Source organism: Roseibium aggregatum IAM 12614, assembly GCF_000168975.1.
In the GTDB taxonomy this organism is placed as follows: Bacteria; Pseudomonadota; Alphaproteobacteria; order Rhizobiales; family Stappiaceae; genus Roseibium; species Roseibium aggregatum.
This window is the reverse complement of sequence record NZ_AAUW01000033.1, coordinates 23,729-40,062: the sequence shown is the minus strand read 5'-3', so window position 1 is coordinate 40,062 and position 16,334 is coordinate 23,729. Positions and strand designations below refer to the sequence as shown.

The following is a 16,334-nucleotide window of genomic DNA, read 5'->3' as shown; positions in this document are numbered from 1 at the left end:
AGGAGAAAATCGTGAAACAGTTGAAGTGTCTTTCCATATTGGCAGGCGTCGCCGCTTCCACGCTGACAGGTTTCATCGCCAGTGCATCCGCGGACGAGCTGGTTATGTCGTCCTGGCTGCCACCGAAGCATCCGCTCGTCACCGAAGTGATGGAGCCCTGGGCTGCGGAAGTTGCCAAGGTTACCGACGGCCGCGTGACCGTGCGCATCCTGCCCAAGCCGGTTGGCTCGCCACCCGAGCATTTCGACCTTGCCGCGGAAGGCATCGTCGACATCACTTACGGGCTGCATTCCTTTACCCGCGATGACCGCTTCCTGCGCTCGCGCATCGGCCAGTTCTCCTTCATTGCCGACACCGCCGTCGAAGGCTCCAAAGCCTATTGGGACGTCTATGGCGGCGCGCTGGACGCACAAAGCGAGCACAAGGGCACGAAGCTGCTCGGCCTCTGGGTGCATGGCCCAGGCATGTTTCACAACAATCAGCGCAAGATCCTCCCCCAAGCCCATTCACGCCCCGCCCTTTGTCGGCGCCAGTTCCGCCAGCACCTCTTCAAGGGTACCCAGCCGATCCGCTAAACCCGCGCTGATTGCTTCGTTACCGATGAAGACATCAGCCTCGGTCTTCCTGGCCTTATCCGCGCTCAATCGCCAAGATGATCGCCCGGCTTCAACTGTGTTGAGGAAGTCCGCATAGAAGGCCATCACGTCCTTCTGCATGTCCTCGCGTACGTTGTCGCTTAAGGGCTCGAAAGAGTTGCCATCCACTTTCTTCGCACCTGCGTGGATAAGGGTCGGCTTGATGCCCTTGGCCTCCAACTCGTTGGATCGGTCGAGGTGAAGCATTACCACTCCGATTGATCCGACAAGGGAAGTTGGGGACACGACGATTTCATCTGCTGCGCTGGCGATGCCGTAGCCGGCTGAAGCTGCCACATCGTTCACAACCGCGATGACGGTCTTCGTGGAACGAAGCTTGCGGATCTTCGCGGCAAGCGTTGACATTCCTGTTGCCTCGCCGCCGTAGCTGTTCATGTCGATGATCACATTGCGGATATCATTGTCAGCCGCGATGTCATCAACCTGGGCAGCTATACCCTCGTAGGAGGTCAGACCGGAGTTCGTTCCGATCCAAGCACCGCGGTTAACGAGGGAACCATCAACCGTGATCAGGGCGGTATTGCCGGAAACGCGAGTGAACCGCGTTCTCTGCCCACTCGGCCTTTTGTATGTCCCGACAAAACGGGAGTTGTCAGGCGGGGACTGATTGTCCCCGCCTCCCAGGTTGATCCGGCCTTCCAGAACCGCAAAGATCGTTTCCGCCTTTGCGGGATGGATCAGGAGCGGCCGATTTAAAACCCTGTCCGCGAGGAGTGGGAGGAAGTTTTCCGACACACCTATCTCCCTGCATTGATCTTCGCTGTCGCCTTAGCCCAGCCGTCCGCAGAATTTTCAGCATTCGGTTCCGGCACTGCTTCGTGACCATGCCGGGTATCGCTGCTCAGTTCAGTCGGATATCCTTTTCGGGCATTGATGGAAGCGACGGCCTTGGTCCAACCGGCGCCCACATCGGTCTCAGTAGATTGCTCTACGGGTGCTTCATGTCCTGTCTCGCGGGCTGCGAGACGAAGCCGGACAGCTTCGAGTTCATCTTCCCTCTCGCTCGCCCTGGAGAAATGAACGTCCGCGGAGACAGCCGCGAAAATTTGGGCCTCAAATCCGTCTGCACCGGCCTTCTCTGCATCCGCAAGAGCAGCGTCGTGAACGGACTTCCACTGCGGGTTCTTCAACTTCTCAAAATATTCCTGTTTCAACTTTTGATCCTTTCATCACTTGAAGGTTCACAGCCCTGTGCCGTCTGAGGCACCGGAACTGACGAAGCGGAGCCAGACTTTTTTGTCTGGCTCCCCGTCTCCCCATTGAGACGGTCTTTTCTGTTTCGAGAAGGCTTCCGCCGCGAGGAGAGCGAAACCACGGTGCAAGATTGTTCGGTTGAACGGTTTGCGACGTTGGACTTCGCAATTTCTCCGGCCTCAATCTGGTAAATGCGGTGCTGTACCTCAGTGCGGAACTGAACGATCTCTCTACGGATCTCATCGGGCGATAAACCCAGGCCCTCAAGCTTCCCCGCCATCAGTTGGACCACCTCTGACCAAATCTTTTCACCTGTCTCGAATTTGGTTCCGCAAAGCTGATCGGCTGTAAACCGAGTGAGCCTTGCGTACCGACGCAACGGAAAAGCAATCAAATCAGCATCAAACATTTCAAACTGCATCACGGCCTCCTGCGGACCTCCGAACAGGGCTTCCAATTTCTGAAATCCCGTTTCCGGTTTCCGTTCCCCCCTCTTTAAAGAGGGGGGTGGAAACGGAAACGGAAACAACGGGAGGAATGTTTCCAGTTTCGTTTCCGATGTTTCCGGAAACAGGAATGGAAACATTTTTTCCGCGAACGGTGATTTTCTTCTGTGACCTCAACAACTTGGAGTGCTTCGAGAACGTTGAACTCTTGGTTCGCTCGGTCTTGTGCGGCCACGCTTCAAAGCAGGCTGTTTTCCAGTCGGAAACACTGACGGAAATGTTTCCGGAAACATGACCGGAAACATCGGAGACAAGCTCCTCTAAAACCCTCAACATCAGGTCGCGGTCAGTCTCCTGACTTTCCATTGCGTTGGGCTCAACCGGAGTGTTGTCACTGGTAAGCTCGCGGAGGTTTTTGACGATCTGAATGTTTGCGATCTCGCCTCCAAGTTTCACGTCTAAGCCGGCAATGTCGAAAGCGAACATTGCTCCGCTTTCGCCGTTCCGCTGCTTTGCCACTTTTACGACCGGCCCTCTGGCCGACCGTGACACCTGCAAAACCGCGTCGGCACGGTCCTCAAAAACTTGGCTTCCGCGAAGCTGAGGTCCTGTTTTTCCAGTGTGGTGGATGACCAGGACCGCGGCCCCGTGCTGCGCTGCGAGATCGTGCATGGAGTTCATGAACGCGGAAACATCCCGCGCATCGTCTTGCGAACCATCCCCGAAAACGGTAGCGACCGTATCCACGATGATCAGTGCTAGGTCTTCAAGATCCTCGGAATGGTGTTCCGTGATGGAATGAAGCTCTTTCAGACCTCGGTCGCTTGTCAGGCTGGCGTCCAGCCTGCCTGCGATCACGATTGGCAACCCGTGCCCACCGCGCATAGCAGCGGCGACATGCAGCCGAGCTCGGACGCCAATGCAATCCTCAGCAGCGACATACATAACGCCGCCCGCTGTCGTATCACGACCGGCCCAATCGTCCCCTGCCGCGACCGCCATTGCGGTCGCGACGGTGAGACCGGTTTTTCCGACGCCTGAAGGTCCGAATAGAACTGTCACACCTTCACTAGGGAGAACCCCTGAGATCGTGAAGCGCGGAAGAGCCAATCCCTCCTCAAAGAGACGCGGGAGGTCGCGGAGAGCCATTGTTTCTGCCATTATGGTCTCGCTCCCATGTCAGCATTTGAAGCCCTCAACAGCCGGTCAACCTGATCCGAAAGCATCTGCATCATAAGCTGTGCCGTCGTAACGGGATCTGTCGCCCCGTTGATCACAATGGCGCCTTCGGTCACCTCAAGGACAACCTGTTGCGGTGTCCCGGAAAGACTTCCGGCCGCAGAGGCAAAGCGCGCAAACCCGCTTTCGATTGACTGCTGAATTTGCGAAAGAGGCGTGATGTCTCCGCTCTTGCGAGGGGAAAACACCTCAGGCTCGCCGCCGTCGCCAACCAGATAATTACCGCCGGACCAAACCGGCCCGCCGCCTGCGCGGTGGCCTGATTGACCTTCGATAGCATCGCTCTTTGATCCGCGACCTCGGTAGGAAGGATCTGTCTCGCTTCCGCCGCCGCTGAACATATCCGAAAGGCTTGGCATGCTGATCAGGCTGCCAAGGTCAATCGATCCGATAGCTTCCCGGATTTTGTAGGGGTAGTTTGCAAACCAATCGAGCAGTGTGAGCATCACGTCCTTGATGGACTGGATCATGCTATCAGCCAGATCGTAACCGACCCGGCCCCACGCTGCCTTTTGATCTTCGGTTAGAGCCTCCTTCTCGAAGAAGGTTCCAAGCCAGTCGATGAACTCACCAAGCTTTTCGCTGGCATACGAGAAGCCATCGCCAATGGCTTGCACCATAGGCGAAAGGTATTCCAGCGTTGGCCGGATGAGGTCAATCGCGGGCTTGAATTCCTCCCCCAATCGCCGGGCAACGCCGCCGATTACAGAGGAAACCCGATCCCAATACCGATAGAGGGTGTAGCCAGCCGCCGCGACCAAGGCGACACCGGCGGCTATCGCCGCCCACGCAGGGGCCGTAATCGCGGCCAGGGCGCCTCCTACAGCCGTCAGGCCGGTGGATAGAGCCCCGATACCGGGAGCCGCCAGAGCCATGCCCTTGAGCGCGTCCGCAGCGACCCTCAAGCCGCCGTAGTTCTTCCCGGCCATAGCAGCAAGGGCGCCCTGATAAGCGACCATACCCCGAACGCCGTTGACGGCTCCTATTGCTGCCTTACCGACCGTATTGAAACCGAGGGCCATCATGGAGAGCGCGCCTCCTCGCCCGAGGAGACCGACGAACTTCAGACCGGCAACGGCAATCTTGAAACCGATCACGGCGGCGGTTGCCGCAATGACGTTCTTGGTAAGCTCTGGGTGGGCTCCTACAAAGTCTGAGATAGCTCCGACCGCTGGCCGCAAAGTGTCGATGAGGTCGGTGAGCGCCGGGATAAGCGCTTCGCCAATTCTGCGGGAAATGCCGTCGAGGGAATTTTTGAAGGTTTGGAGTGTTGCCCCAAAGGTCTTCGACCTTACCTCAAACTCGTTGAAGGCTGAGCCGGCATAATTTGCTTTGTTGGAGATGAGTGCCAACGTCTGCGTCAGGAGTTCGGCGTCTGCGAGCAGCGGCCCCAGGGCTCGGGCCTCGTTACCAAACAGATCTGATGCAATCGATGCCTGAAGTTCTTTCGGAAGTTCACGCAATTTCTCAATCACGTTCACCGTCGTTCCTACCGCGTCCTCCTGCATTTGCTTGGCAACGCTGACCGCATCAAGACCTAGTTTCTTGAAAGCCGCTCGTTGCCTGTTCGTCGCGCTCTCACCTCTGGTGAGGGCGAGGCCCATATTGCGGAAGGATGTGGCCGCTACTTCCGAGGAATTACCCGCCGCAATCATTGCAGAGGCGAATGCTGCTGTTTGCTCCGCGGTAAAACCGTAGACTTTTGCCTGTGCGCCAACCTGGCGGACCACATCCAAGATCTCCGCCGCGCTGGATGCCTGCGAGTTGGACAGGTGGTTCATGCTATCGGAAAGCAGAACCACTTGGTCAATCGTCAGGCCAAGACCGGTCATCATCTTGGCGAGTGCCGTGCCGGTTTCGTCGGCACTGATATCGAAGGCAACGCCGATCTTGGCGGCGGCTTCGGTGAACTTCACCAGTTCCTCACCGGCAATACCGGCCTGACCGGCAGCGGCAGCAATTTCCAGAAGGCCGTTGGTGGCGACCGGAACACTGCTGGCTAGACCGTCAATGCCTTCCTTAAACGCCTTCAATGCCCCAGGAGTGAAATCCACGACCTTGCGAACGTCTGCCATCGCACTTTCAAACTGCATGGCTGCCTGAACCGGGGAAGCGATGGCGGTCTTGAGCGCGTAGAACCCGGCAACAGCGTCAACAAGCCTGCCGCGAGACTGATCAAGCGCACGGTTGTTCCGCTCGATTGCGTTGTTCAGTCGCTCACCGAAGCCCTTGCCCCCGGCCTTCTGAAGGCCGAGGAGGGAGGATGCCATGCTGCGGGCTGGTTTCGTGACGTTATCGATCAGCCGGACGATGAGGGAGGAGGTCAAAGTGCTCAAATCGAAGCCCCCCCAATCAGCTTATCAATCTCGACCATCAGCGCTTTCGCATCGTCGTGAGAAAGAAGCTGACACGCCGCTGCTGGCAGGTCCGTCAAGATGGAAATATAAGCGAGAGCCTCATTCCAAGATCCCGTTCCGGAGGCCCTTTCTCCCCGTTTTGCGGCTTTCGCCAAGAGTTTGCGAGTTGGCTTTCGAATTCCCGGCGGCGGCGTAACGCCGCCGCCGGAAGTCTATGGGGTCACGAAGTTTAACGAAGACGATTGTCGAAGAACTGAACATGGCTCGACCCCGCAAAAACGGCAACTTCAGTTGCATTACCATCGGAACGCAAGAAAACACGTTCACCCTCTAAGATGTCGGAAATAGACATCTCGGTCGTTTTCAGCATTAAGTAATTGTCGGTATCATCATCGGGAACAGTTGTTCCCACATGAAAGCGAACAGCAACGCCCGAACGCCGCTGAACAAATATTTTCTCGACACCTGAAGCTACTTCGATCCAAGTAGTTCCAACTACATAAGAAGTTGTACCCATTTTTTTTCCTATCGTTTACTCAGCCATTTCGGCGCGGGTTATGTCTTGAGCTTTGCGTGCGCGCAAACGCCGTTCCTCTTTGCGAAACAGCGTCAAAATGGTCTGATGGAGGGAGTTGAGATCGTCCTCGGATAGCTTCGAAATCGAGCTTTCGGAACGCCCGGAGAGCCGCGCTGCGAGGCGCGGGATTGCCGAGAGAGGAAGCTGACCATCGCTGTCGAGTTCGGACCTGATCCGGCGAACTACGGCGCTCCCCGGCGGACGGAGGTTGATGGTGTGGGATTTCAGACCACCAACCCCAATATTGGAGTTGAGGGGCACGGCAATCATTACCGCATCCCCAACACTTCAATACCCAGGATGGCTTCAACCGAAGCATCCGGACGGCGGGGGATAGCGCGGCCCTCTGCCGACGCCGCCTCGATCAAGGCTTCCTCGATGCGCTCAAGGTTCAGTCGCCGCTCGGCCAACTGCTGCAAAATGGAAGTGCGTTCTTCGTCACTCAATGCGTCGGGATCATCCGGGATCAGTGCGGAGAGTTTCTGCTTAATTTCGTCGGAAAGTAGCCAGACAAAAAAGTGCGCGCCGTAGTCGCCAATCGCCATATTTCCGTGCCGGCGGAACTCAAATTTCCTCGCCAGATTGAAGGGATCGCGGAAGCGGATACGGGGATCAACCTCGGGTGCACCTTGTTCGGCAATCGCGTCCACGGCGGCTACCATCGTAGCCCGCAGACCGCTAACCGGAGCCGGCGCGCGCTCAGTGTCGTGAGCAAGGGTATCGACCTCGGCAAGTTGCTTGCGGACACTTTCAACAGTTGCCGACCTTGGAACCTTGGTGGACACCTCACGCAACTGACCAGGTGTATCGCGCAGGAACCGCTCAATCCGGCTGAATAGCCCCATGTCAAGGTTTGCGCGCTCCGCGGACTTGGCTTTCAGACTTTCAAGACGGTCAAGTTCTTCTGTTGCGTCCTGGATTTTTTTCTTCTGAGGTGCAACGAGCCCCTCAGGTGTGGCGTGATGAGCATGCTGAAACCCTGCAGCTAATCTCCGAAGCTCCGCCTCGGCCGCATTTTTTGCTTGGAGGGCATCGACATGCCGCTCACCAACAAGGCGGTTATTTGCGGATGCTTCTATGGCTTTGTCCTGAAGACGCAAGGCCTTCGCCCGAGCGCCCGCTGGAAGGCGTTTTTTCATGAGGTCTTCGACCTCAGATCTCATATGGTGGAGAACCATCAGGCAACCTCCCCGCTGGCACTATCGCCGGAGGAGAGAACCCGCTCTATTTCAGAAGCGGGTACTACCGTTCTATTGAGAAGCTTGACGAACCGAATGACACCTTCGGATCTCAACGTGTACATGTGCGAGCGAGACACGCCGAGCATTCTGGCGGCATCACTTACTGAGAAGACGCGCGGCGGCTCGACTTCTTGGGCATGCTTAGTTTGGGAGTGCATAGTTGCCCCCTCTGATTGTACGTGCCTCTGGCACGGATTGAGACAGCACCTGTGAGGGCGCGGCGACTGTCGGCGTCATCAATCAAACAATCAAAGGGTGTTCGCTCCGACTTGCGAACGGCAAAAATCTGCCTGACAGGACGTGATACGTCAAGCTGTATCGGACGGGGAGCGACGAACAGCGCGGTACGACCACACTAAATTCCCGACTACAGCGGCAAATTTTCAGATTTTTTTGGTGGGGTAGCTGGTGGGGTGATGCAGGCGCATCACCTGCAAGCTCAAGTTTTTTCTCTAATTACTTCAGCCACTTAGAGAAAGAGGAATGGTGGAGCCAAGGGGAATCGAACCCCTGACCTCTACAATGCCATTGTAGCGCTCTCCCAACTGAGCTATGGCCCCATGTTCCATATGCGCACCGGCTTGGGTGTCCGGCGTCGATGGAGGCGGGTTATAGTCACACCTCCCCACAAGATCAAGCAGAAAATATCAGGATCATTTTCGCCGCTTGTGGAAAAGCCCGGACAGGCGGAAAAGCCTGCCCGGACAATAGTTTAGCGATCCGGATCTTCGTCGATTTCGACGCGGATGCCCGGAACGGATTCTTCGTCTTCGTCCTCATCGTCGATGAAGACGTCATCGTCGCTGCTTTCGTCGTCGTCGAGATCGACGTCCGTATCTTCCAGATCCGGCACATCGTCATCGCCGCCTTCGGCTTCTGCATCGGCCTCTTCCAAGGTCACGATTTCCGGAGCCGCGACGTCGTCCTCGTCTTCATCGTCTTCCGGCGTCTCTTCGACCTTCGCAGCCTTCGCAGCACGGGAGGTCATGACCGCCTCGAACACCGTGCCGCATTTGGGACAGGTGATCGGGTTGCGGTTGAGATCGTAATATTTGGCGCCGCAGCTCGGGCAAAGCCGCTTTGTGCCAAGTTCAGGTTTTGCCACTGTGCTCACCCTTCTTCGTTATGTAATCGACTTGAATTCGTGGGTGGCCCCATAGCGTCAAGCCGTTCCGGTGTCAAAGGCAAATCAATCGAAAAACATTCTTCGGATTATTGTTCTGCACGTTGTGACTCAAATTTCAAGCGCCTGACAGCGTTACCCACACGACCTGCAGACCGGCACCCGGTTGAATCCGTTGCCATTCGGCCAATGCCGGGAAATCTCGCGAAGTTGAGATTCGGGCGGTCTGAACGGATGACGCAGGCGCGTCCACATGATAGGACGTGTCACCTTTTGACAACCGATCCAATTTGCGGACATTGAAAATGTCACACGATTCTGCGCCCAAGCCACTGACTTCCAGGCTGGGCAGCCCCTTGACCGGCACGATCCGCGTGCCCGGCGACAAGTCCATCTCGCACAGATCCCTGATGTTCGGCGCGCTTGCCGTTGGCCGGACCACCGTGAAGGGTCTGCTTGAATCGGAAGATGTGCTGGCGACGGCCGATGCCATGCGCGCCGTCGGTGCGACCATCACCAAACTTGAAGACGGCAGCTATACCGTGGACGGGATCGGGCTCGGCAGCTTGCTCGAGCCGGAACACGTCATCGATTTCGGCAACGCCGGCACCGGCGTGCGCCTGACCATGGGCATTTTCGGCAGCCATAACATCGCCGCCACGTTTGTGGGCGATGCGTCCCTGTCCAAACGGCCGATGGGCCGCGTGCTCAACCCGCTGCGCGACATGGGCACCAACGTGATTGCCCGCGACGGCGACCGCCTGCCGGCGTCCATCCGCGGCCCGGAACAGGCATTGCCGATCACTTACCGGGTTCCGATGCCGTCGGCACAGGTGAAATCGGCGGTTCTGCTGGCCGGGCTCAATGCCGCTGGCGAAACCACCGTGATCGAGCCGATCCCGACCCGTGATCATACGGAAAAGATGCTGAAGGGGTTCGGCGCCGATATTTCCGTGACCCTGAACGAAGCCGGCGAACGCGTGATCAAGCTTCAGGGCCAGCCGGAGCTGAAGCCGCAGGACATCGACGTGCCTGGCGACCCCTCCTCCGCAGCGTTCCCGCTGGTGGCCGCGCTGATCGTGCCGGGGTCTGACGTGGTCATCGAAAACGTTCTGTTGAACGAGCACCGTACCGGTCTGATCACCACCTTGATCGAAATGGGCGGCGACATCTCCATCCTCAACCGGCGCGAGACGGGCGGCGAGGAAGTGGGCGATCTGCACGTGAAGGCCAGCAAGCTGAAAGGCATCACCGTGCCGGCCGAGCGCGCGCCGTCGATGATCGATGAATATCCGGTGCTGGCCGTTGCCGCTGCCTTTGCTGAAGGCGAGACCTTCATGCCCGGGCTTGAAGAACTGCGCGTGAAGGAATCCGACCGCCTGGCGGCCGTTGCCCGCGGACTGGAAGCCAACGGCATCCCTTGCGTTGAAACCGAAGACACGCTGACCGTGACCGGCGGCGCCGACGGGATCGGCGGCGGCATGGTGGTGACCCATCTCGATCACCGCATCGCCATGTCCTTCCTGGTGCTGGGCATGGCCGCCCACAACCCGGTGACGGTTGACGACGGCGCGGTGATCGCGACCAGCTTCCCGACGTTCACCAGCCTCTTCGACGGCCTTGGCGCTCAGATTTCTGCAAACACCTGCGAGGCCGCATGATCATCGCAATCGACGGACCGGCCGCGTCCGGCAAGGGCACCCTTTCCCGGCGGCTGGCCGACCATTTCGGGCTGCGCCACCTGGACACCGGGCTGACCTATCGCGCAGTCGCGGCCGCGCTTCTGGCCAATGGCCTGCCGCTTGGCGACGAGGGTGTTGCCATCGAGATCGCGCATAATCTCGATCTCGCCCAGATGGACAAGTCGGTCCTGTCGGCACACGAGATCGGAGAAGCGGCGTCGCGCATCGCGGTGCTGGGCGGTCTTCGCGAGGAGCTGGTCCAGCTTCAGCGCCGGTTCGCGCAGACACCTCCCGGTGCCGTTCTCGACGGGCGCGACATCGGCACGGTTGTGTGCCCCGATGCGACGGTGAAGCTGTTCGTGACCGCCTCTCCGGAAGCCCGCGCAAAGCGCCGGACCGACGAGATGGTCTCCAAGGGGCAAGACGCGCAATTTGCCGCCGTTCTGGAGGATCTAAAGCGCCGGGACGAGCGCGATTCCAAGCGAACTGTGGCTCCGATGCGTCAGGCAGACGATGCGGTCTTGCTTGATACGACAGAAATGGATATAGAGACCGCGTTCCAGGCGGCTGTGGATATCGTTTCCCGCGCCAGGGATGCCTGATAAGGACAAGGGGTTCACCACCGGTGCGCCCCTGTTTGTGCATCCGGAACGCATGTGGCCCCAGGCCATCGGTTCTTTTATGGAACGACAGAGAATTTCGGCAGGGCGCCCGTTGCGGCGACCTGTGACGAGACCGGATTTTCCGCCTCTCGCCCCGCCGGCCCGCTTTCGATAGCGGCAGGATCAGCGGAAACCGCGATCCCGGGAGAAGGACAGGTCCGGAGTGCAACACCAACCCGCCGGCGGCGCGCCTGAAGGCGCCAGGAGCATATATGTCTGATTACAATCCCTCCATGGAGGATTTCTCCGCTCTTCTCGAAGAGTCCTTCGTTCAGAACGACCTGTATGAAGGTGCCGTCGTAAAGGGCACCGTCGTCGCGATCGAAAAGGACCTGGCAGTCATCGACGTCGGTCTGAAGGTCGAAGGCCGCGTGCCGCTGAAGGAATTCGGCGCTAAAGGCCGTGACGGCGAAATGAAGGTCGGCGACGAAGTCGAGGTTTACCTGGAGCGCGTTGAAAACGCTCTTGGCGAAGCTGTTCTGTCGCGCGAAAAAGCTCGCCGCGAAGAAAGCTGGGTTCGCCTGGAAGTTGCTTTCGAAGCCAACGAAAAGGTCACCGGCCAGATCTTCAACCAGGTCAAGGGTGGTTTCACCGTCGATCTGGATGGCGCCGTTGCCTTCCTGCCGCGTTCGCAGGTCGATATCCGTCCGGTTCGCGACGTGACCCCGCTGATGCACACCCCGCAGCCGTTCCAGATCCTGAAGATGGACAAGCGCCGCGGCAACATCGTCGTGTCCCGCCGTGTCGTTCTGGAAGAAACCCGCGCCGAACAGCGTTCGGAACTGGTCCAGAGCCTGGAAGAAGGTCATACCGTGGAAGGTGTGGTCAAGAACATCACCGACTACGGTGCGTTCGTCGACCTCGGCGGCATCGATGGCCTGCTGCACGTCACCGACATCGCGTGGCGCCGCATCAACCATCCGTCGGAAGTTCTCACCATCGGCCAGACCGTCAAGGTGCAGATCATCCGCGTCAACCAGGAAACGCACCGCATCAGCCTCGGCATGAAGCAGCTTGAAACCGATCCGTGGGATGGCATCGAAGCCAAGTACCCGATCGAAGCCAAGTTCACCGGCCGCGTGACCAACATCACCGACTACGGCGCATTCGTGGAACTGGAGCCGGGCATCGAAGGCCTGATCCACGTTTCCGAAATGTCCTGGACCAAGAAGAACGTCCATCCGGGCAAGATCGTTTCCACTTCTCAGGAAGTCGAAGTGATGATCCTGGAAGTCGATCCGGTCAAGCGCCGCATCTCCCTGGGCCTCAAGCAGACCCTGCAGAACCCGTGGGATGCATTCGCTGAACAGTTCCCGATCGGCACCGAAGTCGAAGGCGAAGTCAAGAACAAGACCGAATTCGGCCTGTTCATCGGCCTCGATGGCGACGTGGACGGCATGGTCCACCTGTCCGACCTCGACTGGAACCGTCCGGGCGAGCAGGTCATCGAAGAGTTCAAGAAGGGCGACATGGTCAAGGCCGTCGTTCTGGATGTGGACGTCGACAAGGAGCGTATCTCCCTCGGCATCAAGCAGCTTTCCGGCGATCCGATGGAATCGGGTGCAGCTGGCGAACTGCGCAAGAACTCCGTCGTGACCTGTGAAGTCATCGAAATCAAAGACGGTGGCCTGGACGTCAAGATCGCAGACAGCGACCTGACTGCCTTCATCCGCCGCACCGACCTGTCCCGCGACCGCGAGGAACAGCGTCCGGAGCGTTACTCCGTTGGCGACAAGTTCGATGCCCGCATCACCCAGTTCGACAAGAAGACCCGCCGGGTCACCGTGTCGATCAAGGCTCTCGAGATCGCAGAAGAGAAGGAAGCTGTCGCTCAGTACGGCTCTTCCGACAGCGGTGCGTCTCTCGGCGATATCCTGGGTGCTGCTCTGAAGCAGCAGTCCGACGACTAAGATTTCCGCTTCTCTCACGAGAGCAGAAAGCGAAAGGCCCGGCAGCAATGCCGGGCCTTTTGTTTTGCGTTGCCACGGGCCTGCAACGTCCAATATGCCGCTACGATACCCCCATTTGGGGAATGCCCACCGACCCTGAATTCGCGTCTGTTCTCCTTGAAACAGGCGGACAGTCTTGTGGCCGCTCAGGCGACACCCTCACGGACATAGGTGAAGGCGTTCAGGCCGGCCCCAATCGCGACAACCTTGATCTTGCGTTTGACGCCGCCGGGCATCGGATCATCGAGCCGGTAGACACCGCCCCGACTGAGCCCGAGGCCTGCTGCGGCAGGCACCCAGCCGGCCTGCGCATATTCCTCGAAGGCCCCGGCTGCCTGAGGCGCGTCCGTGGTCTGGGACAAGGTTGTCCCGGTTTCGTAGGATTTCAGAATATAAGGCATTGCTCTTCTTTCCTCTGCTGCTTCAGGAAAAGCTGCCCCTTGTGACGAATGGACAAGAGGCAAGAGACGCGTGCCCGCGCTGGACGCCAGGCGGGCAGCTTTGCGGCTACTGACACGCCGGCAGCCCGCCCGGGTTAACGATGGCCTGGAACCCGACCTGAAGGATTGTCGCGTCGTTGCGGGCCTGGAAGCAATAGTTGTCGTCAGGATCGGGTGCGGCGACCACGCAGGAGTTCACGCCCGCGGGCACGACATAGTTGTTCAGACCATTGATGGCGAACACGGTGGCGGTTCCAGCCGGATGCGGCACCGGATGCTTGGAAAACAGGATTGCAACTTGTGGCGGGTTCACCTGGATTTGCTGGTGGTTCCGGCAATCCGGCGAGAAGGCCAGTTGCGCTTGCGCCGCTTGCGCGGCAGCAAGGCTGCAGAAGGCCGCGGCTGCAAGAGCCAGGAGAGACCTGCCGGCGTTGTGAACCGGACGGGGTGCATCGGCCAAGGGAATGGAAAACATGGCATTTCCTTTCAGTAACACATTGAAAGACAGAGATATTTCAAGTTTCCGGTGCTGCTTGCTGTCTACCTCCCTTTTGTCGTGAAGGTTCCGTCTGCGTTGTAGGCAACGCTGAAGACCGAATAGCCTTGCGAGAAGTCGCATTTGGCTGCTTGCGACGTGTCGTAGGTGATGACCTCGCCCACGGCGTGGGACCCGGTCTTGACGAAGTAGACCGGGAGCGGAGCGCACACGAGCTGACTGTTCGGCTGCGGTGTAACGAAACTCGACAGGGTGACACCGCCGTTCTGATTGATGGCTGCGCTGCCACAGTAGAGGTTCGGCGTTGGCGCCGGATTGAAGGCCGGGACCTGGATACCGAAGCTTCCGGGTGGCGGCCCGGTCTGATAGGTGGCTGCCGACAGCCCCAGCGGGTTGAGCGACAGGACCGTATGATTGTTGCTCTGGCCGGTCGCGGGCGTCAGATCGACCGGTTGAATGGCCGAGGTTTGGCTGACCACCATCTCGTTGGTCGAAAACGAAATACGCACACTGAAATTCGCCACAGCGGCCTGGGTTTCCGGCTCAATCGCGCCGGCATAGATCTGGGTATCGAACCCGAAGGTGAGTTGAGACCCGGAAGTCGCATGCGGTGCTAGCGGCCCCGTTGCCAGACTGCTCGATTGCACCGTCAGCTTCGCGCCGGAATTGGTGAAACTGGCCTGCTGCTGGAACGCATAGAAACTGATCGTCTGTTTCGACAGGTTCTGAATGATGATCTGGTGCTGAGAGGTCATGGGTCAGCGCCCTCGCTTGTTTTCCACACCGACAGATCTTGACCGCCGCGACGGGAAGGCCAGAACCTGCTGGGGCAATCGCACAGGGAAAGTCCCATGCTGCCAGCCATGGAGCGGTGTGAGCAGGCCGGACGGCAAATGACCTGCTCACAGGCTGAAGGACCTTGAAAGGATCCGACGTTACTTGACGATGGATGTATTCCAGGTGCCGTCGGCATTCAGCGTGACATCAATGATCGAATGACCACCGGTGAAGTCGCAGACGGCCGCATCCACACTGGAAGCCGTGAAATTCATCACGGTGCCCGGTGTGTAGTCGCCGGTCTGAACGTAGTATTTTAGGATCGGCTGACAGTCCGTGTTGTTGTTCGGGTTGGCGACAACGAAGTTGGACAGCGTGATGCCACCGTTTACTTCCACCGCGGAGCCGACGTTGTAGATCGCGGGCGGCGAATAGGTTGGCGTCGTGATGCGGAACGCACCTGGCTGAACGCCCGTGCCGGATGTTGGCTGACTCAGACCCAGAGGGCTCACGGACGCCGTGACCCAGTCGTTTGCCGTCCCGGATGCGGGAGCAAGGTCGATTGCCCGGCTGGCAGACGAAAAGCCGGACGACTGACCGACCTTCGGTGTGCTGTGCGCCTCCTGAATACCGGCGTAATACTGCATGTTGACCTGAAACGTCAGGATCGACCCGGTTTGGGCATAGTTGCCAAGGCTCTGGGAATACAGGCTGTTGCTGTAAACCTGACCACCCCCGGTATAGATCGCTGGCTGCTGGAAAAAATAAAAGCCCTGGGTGGCGTTTTCCAAGTTCTTTACATTGATTGTCAAAAGAGTAGACATGTTCTCGGTCTCCATATTTTATTTTAAAAAAGGGCCGCGAATGCCTGTCCATATCCAGAAATATTACTTTTGAACACTTGCGGCATCTGCATCGCCCTCGAAGACCATCTTCGGCGAATTTCAAAAAATTTCTATCTTTAGTTGTTTACTGGCAGTTCACACAATCCACCTGATATTTACCTGTGGTTGCTTTTCGGAACCAGCTCCCGCTAATTCTGTTCAGGGATCTCGGTGACAAGACTGAGCAGAAATTTCACGATCCGTGCCGGTCGGGCACGCAGCTTTTCAACAAGTTCCAGCTCTTGCTTGCTCATGTTGTTCGGCAACAGCCAATCAGGCCCGTTGCGGCCAAGCAAAAGCCAATCCAATGAAATATCGAGAGAATTTGCCAGATTGCATGCATTCTCAATCGACATTGCATGCCCCTGCTTCCATTTGGTTATGGCTGCGGGCGAAATGTTCAACTCCGCTGCCAGAGCCATGGCTTTTCGGTGACCGCGGCTGCGCATTGCCTGCGTCAGCCGATCTCCCCGGTCTTTGTCGATGTCTCGCGACCCCATGCCCGCACCTCCCCAAAAAGAGGAGTAGACGCGCAATTCCCTCAATAAGGGATTTGTATATTTCTATACATTCTTTAGTTGTATTTTTGATAATTTTTCAGATCACAGACA

At 58.1% G+C, this 16,334-nt stretch carries 18 protein-coding genes, 1 tRNA gene and 1 pseudogene; 4 read left to right on the top strand and 16 right to left on the bottom strand.

Annotated features, from left to right (window positions below):
* A pseudogene (locus SIAM614_RS29380) lies at window positions 1-575 on the top strand (hypothetical protein); the annotation flags it as partial.
* Here SIAM614_RS29380 and SIAM614_RS29375 read toward each other — a convergent pair.
* From SIAM614_RS29375 to SIAM614_RS29325, 11 genes are all read right to left on the bottom strand, one after another.
* Window positions 507-1,391, bottom strand: coding sequence for a S49 family peptidase (locus SIAM614_RS29375; protein WP_006940304.1), 885 nt, complete (start codon window positions 1,389-1,391; stop codon window positions 507-509). The pseudogene SIAM614_RS29380 and the gene SIAM614_RS29375 sit on opposite strands and share 69 nt — an antisense overlap.
* A 2-nt stretch (window positions 1,392-1,393) precedes the next feature.
* Window positions 1,394-1,810, bottom strand: a complete 417-nt coding sequence (locus SIAM614_RS29370) for a hypothetical protein (protein ID WP_006940303.1) — start codon at window positions 1,808-1,810, stop codon at window positions 1,394-1,396.
* Window positions 1,807-2,271, bottom strand: a complete 465-nt coding sequence (locus SIAM614_RS29365; RefSeq protein WP_006940302.1) for a DUF6074 family protein — start codon at window positions 2,269-2,271, stop codon at window positions 1,807-1,809. The genes SIAM614_RS29370 and SIAM614_RS29365 overlap by 4 nt, the downstream gene beginning before the upstream one ends.
* Complete coding sequence (locus tag SIAM614_RS29360) at window positions 2,261-3,457, bottom strand: AAA family ATPase (RefSeq protein ID WP_006940301.1); 1,197 nt, start codon at window positions 3,455-3,457, stop codon at window positions 2,261-2,263. The genes SIAM614_RS29365 and SIAM614_RS29360 overlap by 11 nt, the downstream gene beginning before the upstream one ends.
* Complete coding sequence (locus SIAM614_RS29355) at window positions 3,457-5,805, bottom strand: phage tail tape measure protein (RefSeq protein WP_267871956.1); 2,349 nt, start codon at window positions 5,803-5,805, stop codon at window positions 3,457-3,459. Before SIAM614_RS29355 ends, SIAM614_RS29360 begins: the two co-directional genes overlap by 1 nt.
* Window positions 5,806-6,121: 316 nt before the next feature.
* The gene (locus tag SIAM614_RS32345) at window positions 6,122-6,409 is read right to left on the bottom strand and encodes a hypothetical protein (protein WP_157140167.1); all 288 of its coding nucleotides are present in this window, start codon (window positions 6,407-6,409) and stop codon (window positions 6,122-6,124) included.
* Window positions 6,410-6,424: 15 nt separating this feature from the next.
* The gene (locus tag SIAM614_RS29345) at window positions 6,425-6,739 is read right to left on the bottom strand and encodes a phage tail assembly protein (RefSeq protein WP_006940298.1); all 315 of its coding nucleotides are present in this window, start codon (window positions 6,737-6,739) and stop codon (window positions 6,425-6,427) included.
* Window positions 6,739-7,608, bottom strand: a complete 870-nt coding sequence (locus SIAM614_RS29340; protein WP_157140166.1) for a hypothetical protein — start codon at window positions 7,606-7,608, stop codon at window positions 6,739-6,741. Before SIAM614_RS29340 ends, SIAM614_RS29345 begins: the two co-directional genes overlap by 1 nt.
* Before the next feature lie 38 nt (window positions 7,609-7,646).
* Complete coding sequence (locus SIAM614_RS33405; RefSeq protein ID WP_040441472.1) at window positions 7,647-7,868, bottom strand: helix-turn-helix domain-containing protein; 222 nt, start codon at window positions 7,866-7,868, stop codon at window positions 7,647-7,649.
* Window positions 7,869-8,194: 326 nt separating this feature from the next.
* Window positions 8,195-8,270, bottom strand: a tRNA-Ala gene (locus SIAM614_RS29330).
* Between the two features lie 152 nt (window positions 8,271-8,422).
* Entirely contained in the window at window positions 8,423-8,815 is a 393-nt protein-coding gene (locus SIAM614_RS29325) for a TIGR02300 family protein (protein WP_006940296.1), read from the bottom strand.
* 323 nt (window positions 8,816-9,138) lie between these two features.
* Between SIAM614_RS29325 and aroA the strand changes: the two genes are divergently transcribed.
* From aroA to rpsA, 3 genes are all read left to right on the top strand, one after another.
* Complete coding sequence (gene aroA, locus SIAM614_RS29320) at window positions 9,139-10,494, top strand: 3-phosphoshikimate 1-carboxyvinyltransferase (RefSeq protein ID WP_006940295.1); 1,356 nt, start codon at window positions 9,139-9,141, stop codon at window positions 10,492-10,494.
* Entirely contained in the window at window positions 10,491-11,117 is a 627-nt protein-coding gene (cmk, locus tag SIAM614_RS29315) for a (d)CMP kinase (protein WP_006940294.1), read from the top strand. Before aroA ends, cmk begins: the two co-directional genes overlap by 4 nt.
* Before the next feature lie 272 nt (window positions 11,118-11,389).
* A complete protein-coding gene (rpsA, locus tag SIAM614_RS29310) occupies window positions 11,390-13,087 on the top strand; it encodes a 30S ribosomal protein S1 (RefSeq protein ID WP_040441471.1) in 1,698 nt (565 codons plus the stop codon).
* Between the two features lie 185 nt (window positions 13,088-13,272).
* Here the strand turns inward: rpsA and SIAM614_RS29305 are convergent, their stop codons facing one another.
* The 5 genes from SIAM614_RS29305 to SIAM614_RS29285 form a co-directional block, all read right to left on the bottom strand.
* Window positions 13,273-13,527, bottom strand: coding sequence for a hypothetical protein (locus SIAM614_RS29305; protein WP_006940292.1), 255 nt, complete (start codon window positions 13,525-13,527; stop codon window positions 13,273-13,275).
* Between the two features lie 106 nt (window positions 13,528-13,633).
* Complete coding sequence (locus SIAM614_RS29300; protein WP_006940291.1) at window positions 13,634-14,041, bottom strand: hypothetical protein; 408 nt, start codon at window positions 14,039-14,041, stop codon at window positions 13,634-13,636.
* Window positions 14,042-14,106: 65 nt separating this feature from the next.
* Window positions 14,107-14,817 carry a hypothetical protein gene (locus SIAM614_RS29295; protein ID WP_006940290.1) on the bottom strand — a complete coding sequence of 237 codons (711 nt, stop codon included), beginning with the start codon at window positions 14,815-14,817 and terminating at the stop codon, window positions 14,107-14,109.
* Window positions 14,818-14,997: 180 nt separating this feature from the next.
* Window positions 14,998-15,663 (bottom strand): hypothetical protein, encoded by a 666-nt coding sequence (locus SIAM614_RS29290; RefSeq protein ID WP_040441483.1) that lies wholly within the window; start codon window positions 15,661-15,663, stop codon window positions 14,998-15,000.
* A 209-nt stretch (window positions 15,664-15,872) separates the two neighbouring features.
* On the bottom strand, window positions 15,873-16,223 hold the full coding sequence (locus tag SIAM614_RS29285) for a helix-turn-helix domain-containing protein (RefSeq protein WP_006940287.1): 351 nt from the start codon (window positions 16,221-16,223) through the stop codon (window positions 15,873-15,875).
* Window positions 16,224-16,334 lie beyond the last annotated feature (111 nt).

Coding starts and splice junctions, on each gene's coding strand:
- SIAM614_RS29365 (WP_006940302.1), bottom strand. CDS start 2,271: ATGCAGTTTGAAATGTTTGATGCTGATTTGATTGCTTTTCCGTTGCGT.
- SIAM614_RS29360 (WP_006940301.1), bottom strand. CDS start 3,457: ATGGCAGAAACAATGGCTCTCCGCGACCTCCCGCGTCTCTTTGAGGAG.
- SIAM614_RS29355 (WP_267871956.1), bottom strand. CDS start 5,805: ATGGCATCCTCCCTCCTCGGCCTTCAGAAGGCCGGGGGCAAGGGCTTC.
- SIAM614_RS32345 (WP_157140167.1), bottom strand. CDS start 6,409: ATGGGTACAACTTCTTATGTAGTTGGAACTACTTGGATCGAAGTAGCT.
- SIAM614_RS29345 (WP_006940298.1), bottom strand. CDS start 6,739: ATGATTGCCGTGCCCCTCAACTCCAATATTGGGGTTGGTGGTCTGAAA.
- SIAM614_RS29340 (WP_157140166.1), bottom strand. CDS start 7,608: ATGAAAAAACGCCTTCCAGCGGGCGCTCGGGCGAAGGCCTTGCGTCTT.
- SIAM614_RS33405 (WP_040441472.1), bottom strand. CDS start 7,868: ATGCACTCCCAAACTAAGCATGCCCAAGAAGTCGAGCCGCCGCGCGTC.
- aroA (WP_006940295.1), top strand. CDS start 9,139: ATGTCACACGATTCTGCGCCCAAGCCACTGACTTCCAGGCTGGGCAGC.
- cmk (WP_006940294.1), top strand. CDS start 10,491: ATGATCATCGCAATCGACGGACCGGCCGCGTCCGGCAAGGGCACCCTT.
- rpsA (WP_040441471.1), top strand. CDS start 11,390: ATGTCTGATTACAATCCCTCCATGGAGGATTTCTCCGCTCTTCTCGAA.
- SIAM614_RS29305 (WP_006940292.1), bottom strand. CDS start 13,527: ATGCCTTATATTCTGAAATCCTACGAAACCGGGACAACCTTGTCCCAG.
- SIAM614_RS29300 (WP_006940291.1), bottom strand. CDS start 14,041: ATGTTTTCCATTCCCTTGGCCGATGCACCCCGTCCGGTTCACAACGCC.
- SIAM614_RS29295 (WP_006940290.1), bottom strand. CDS start 14,817: ATGACCTCTCAGCACCAGATCATCATTCAGAACCTGTCGAAACAGACG.
- SIAM614_RS29290 (WP_040441483.1), bottom strand. CDS start 15,663: ATGTCTACTCTTTTGACAATCAATGTAAAGAACTTGGAAAACGCCACC.
- SIAM614_RS29285 (WP_006940287.1), bottom strand. CDS start 16,223: ATGGGGTCGCGAGACATCGACAAAGACCGGGGAGATCGGCTGACGCAG.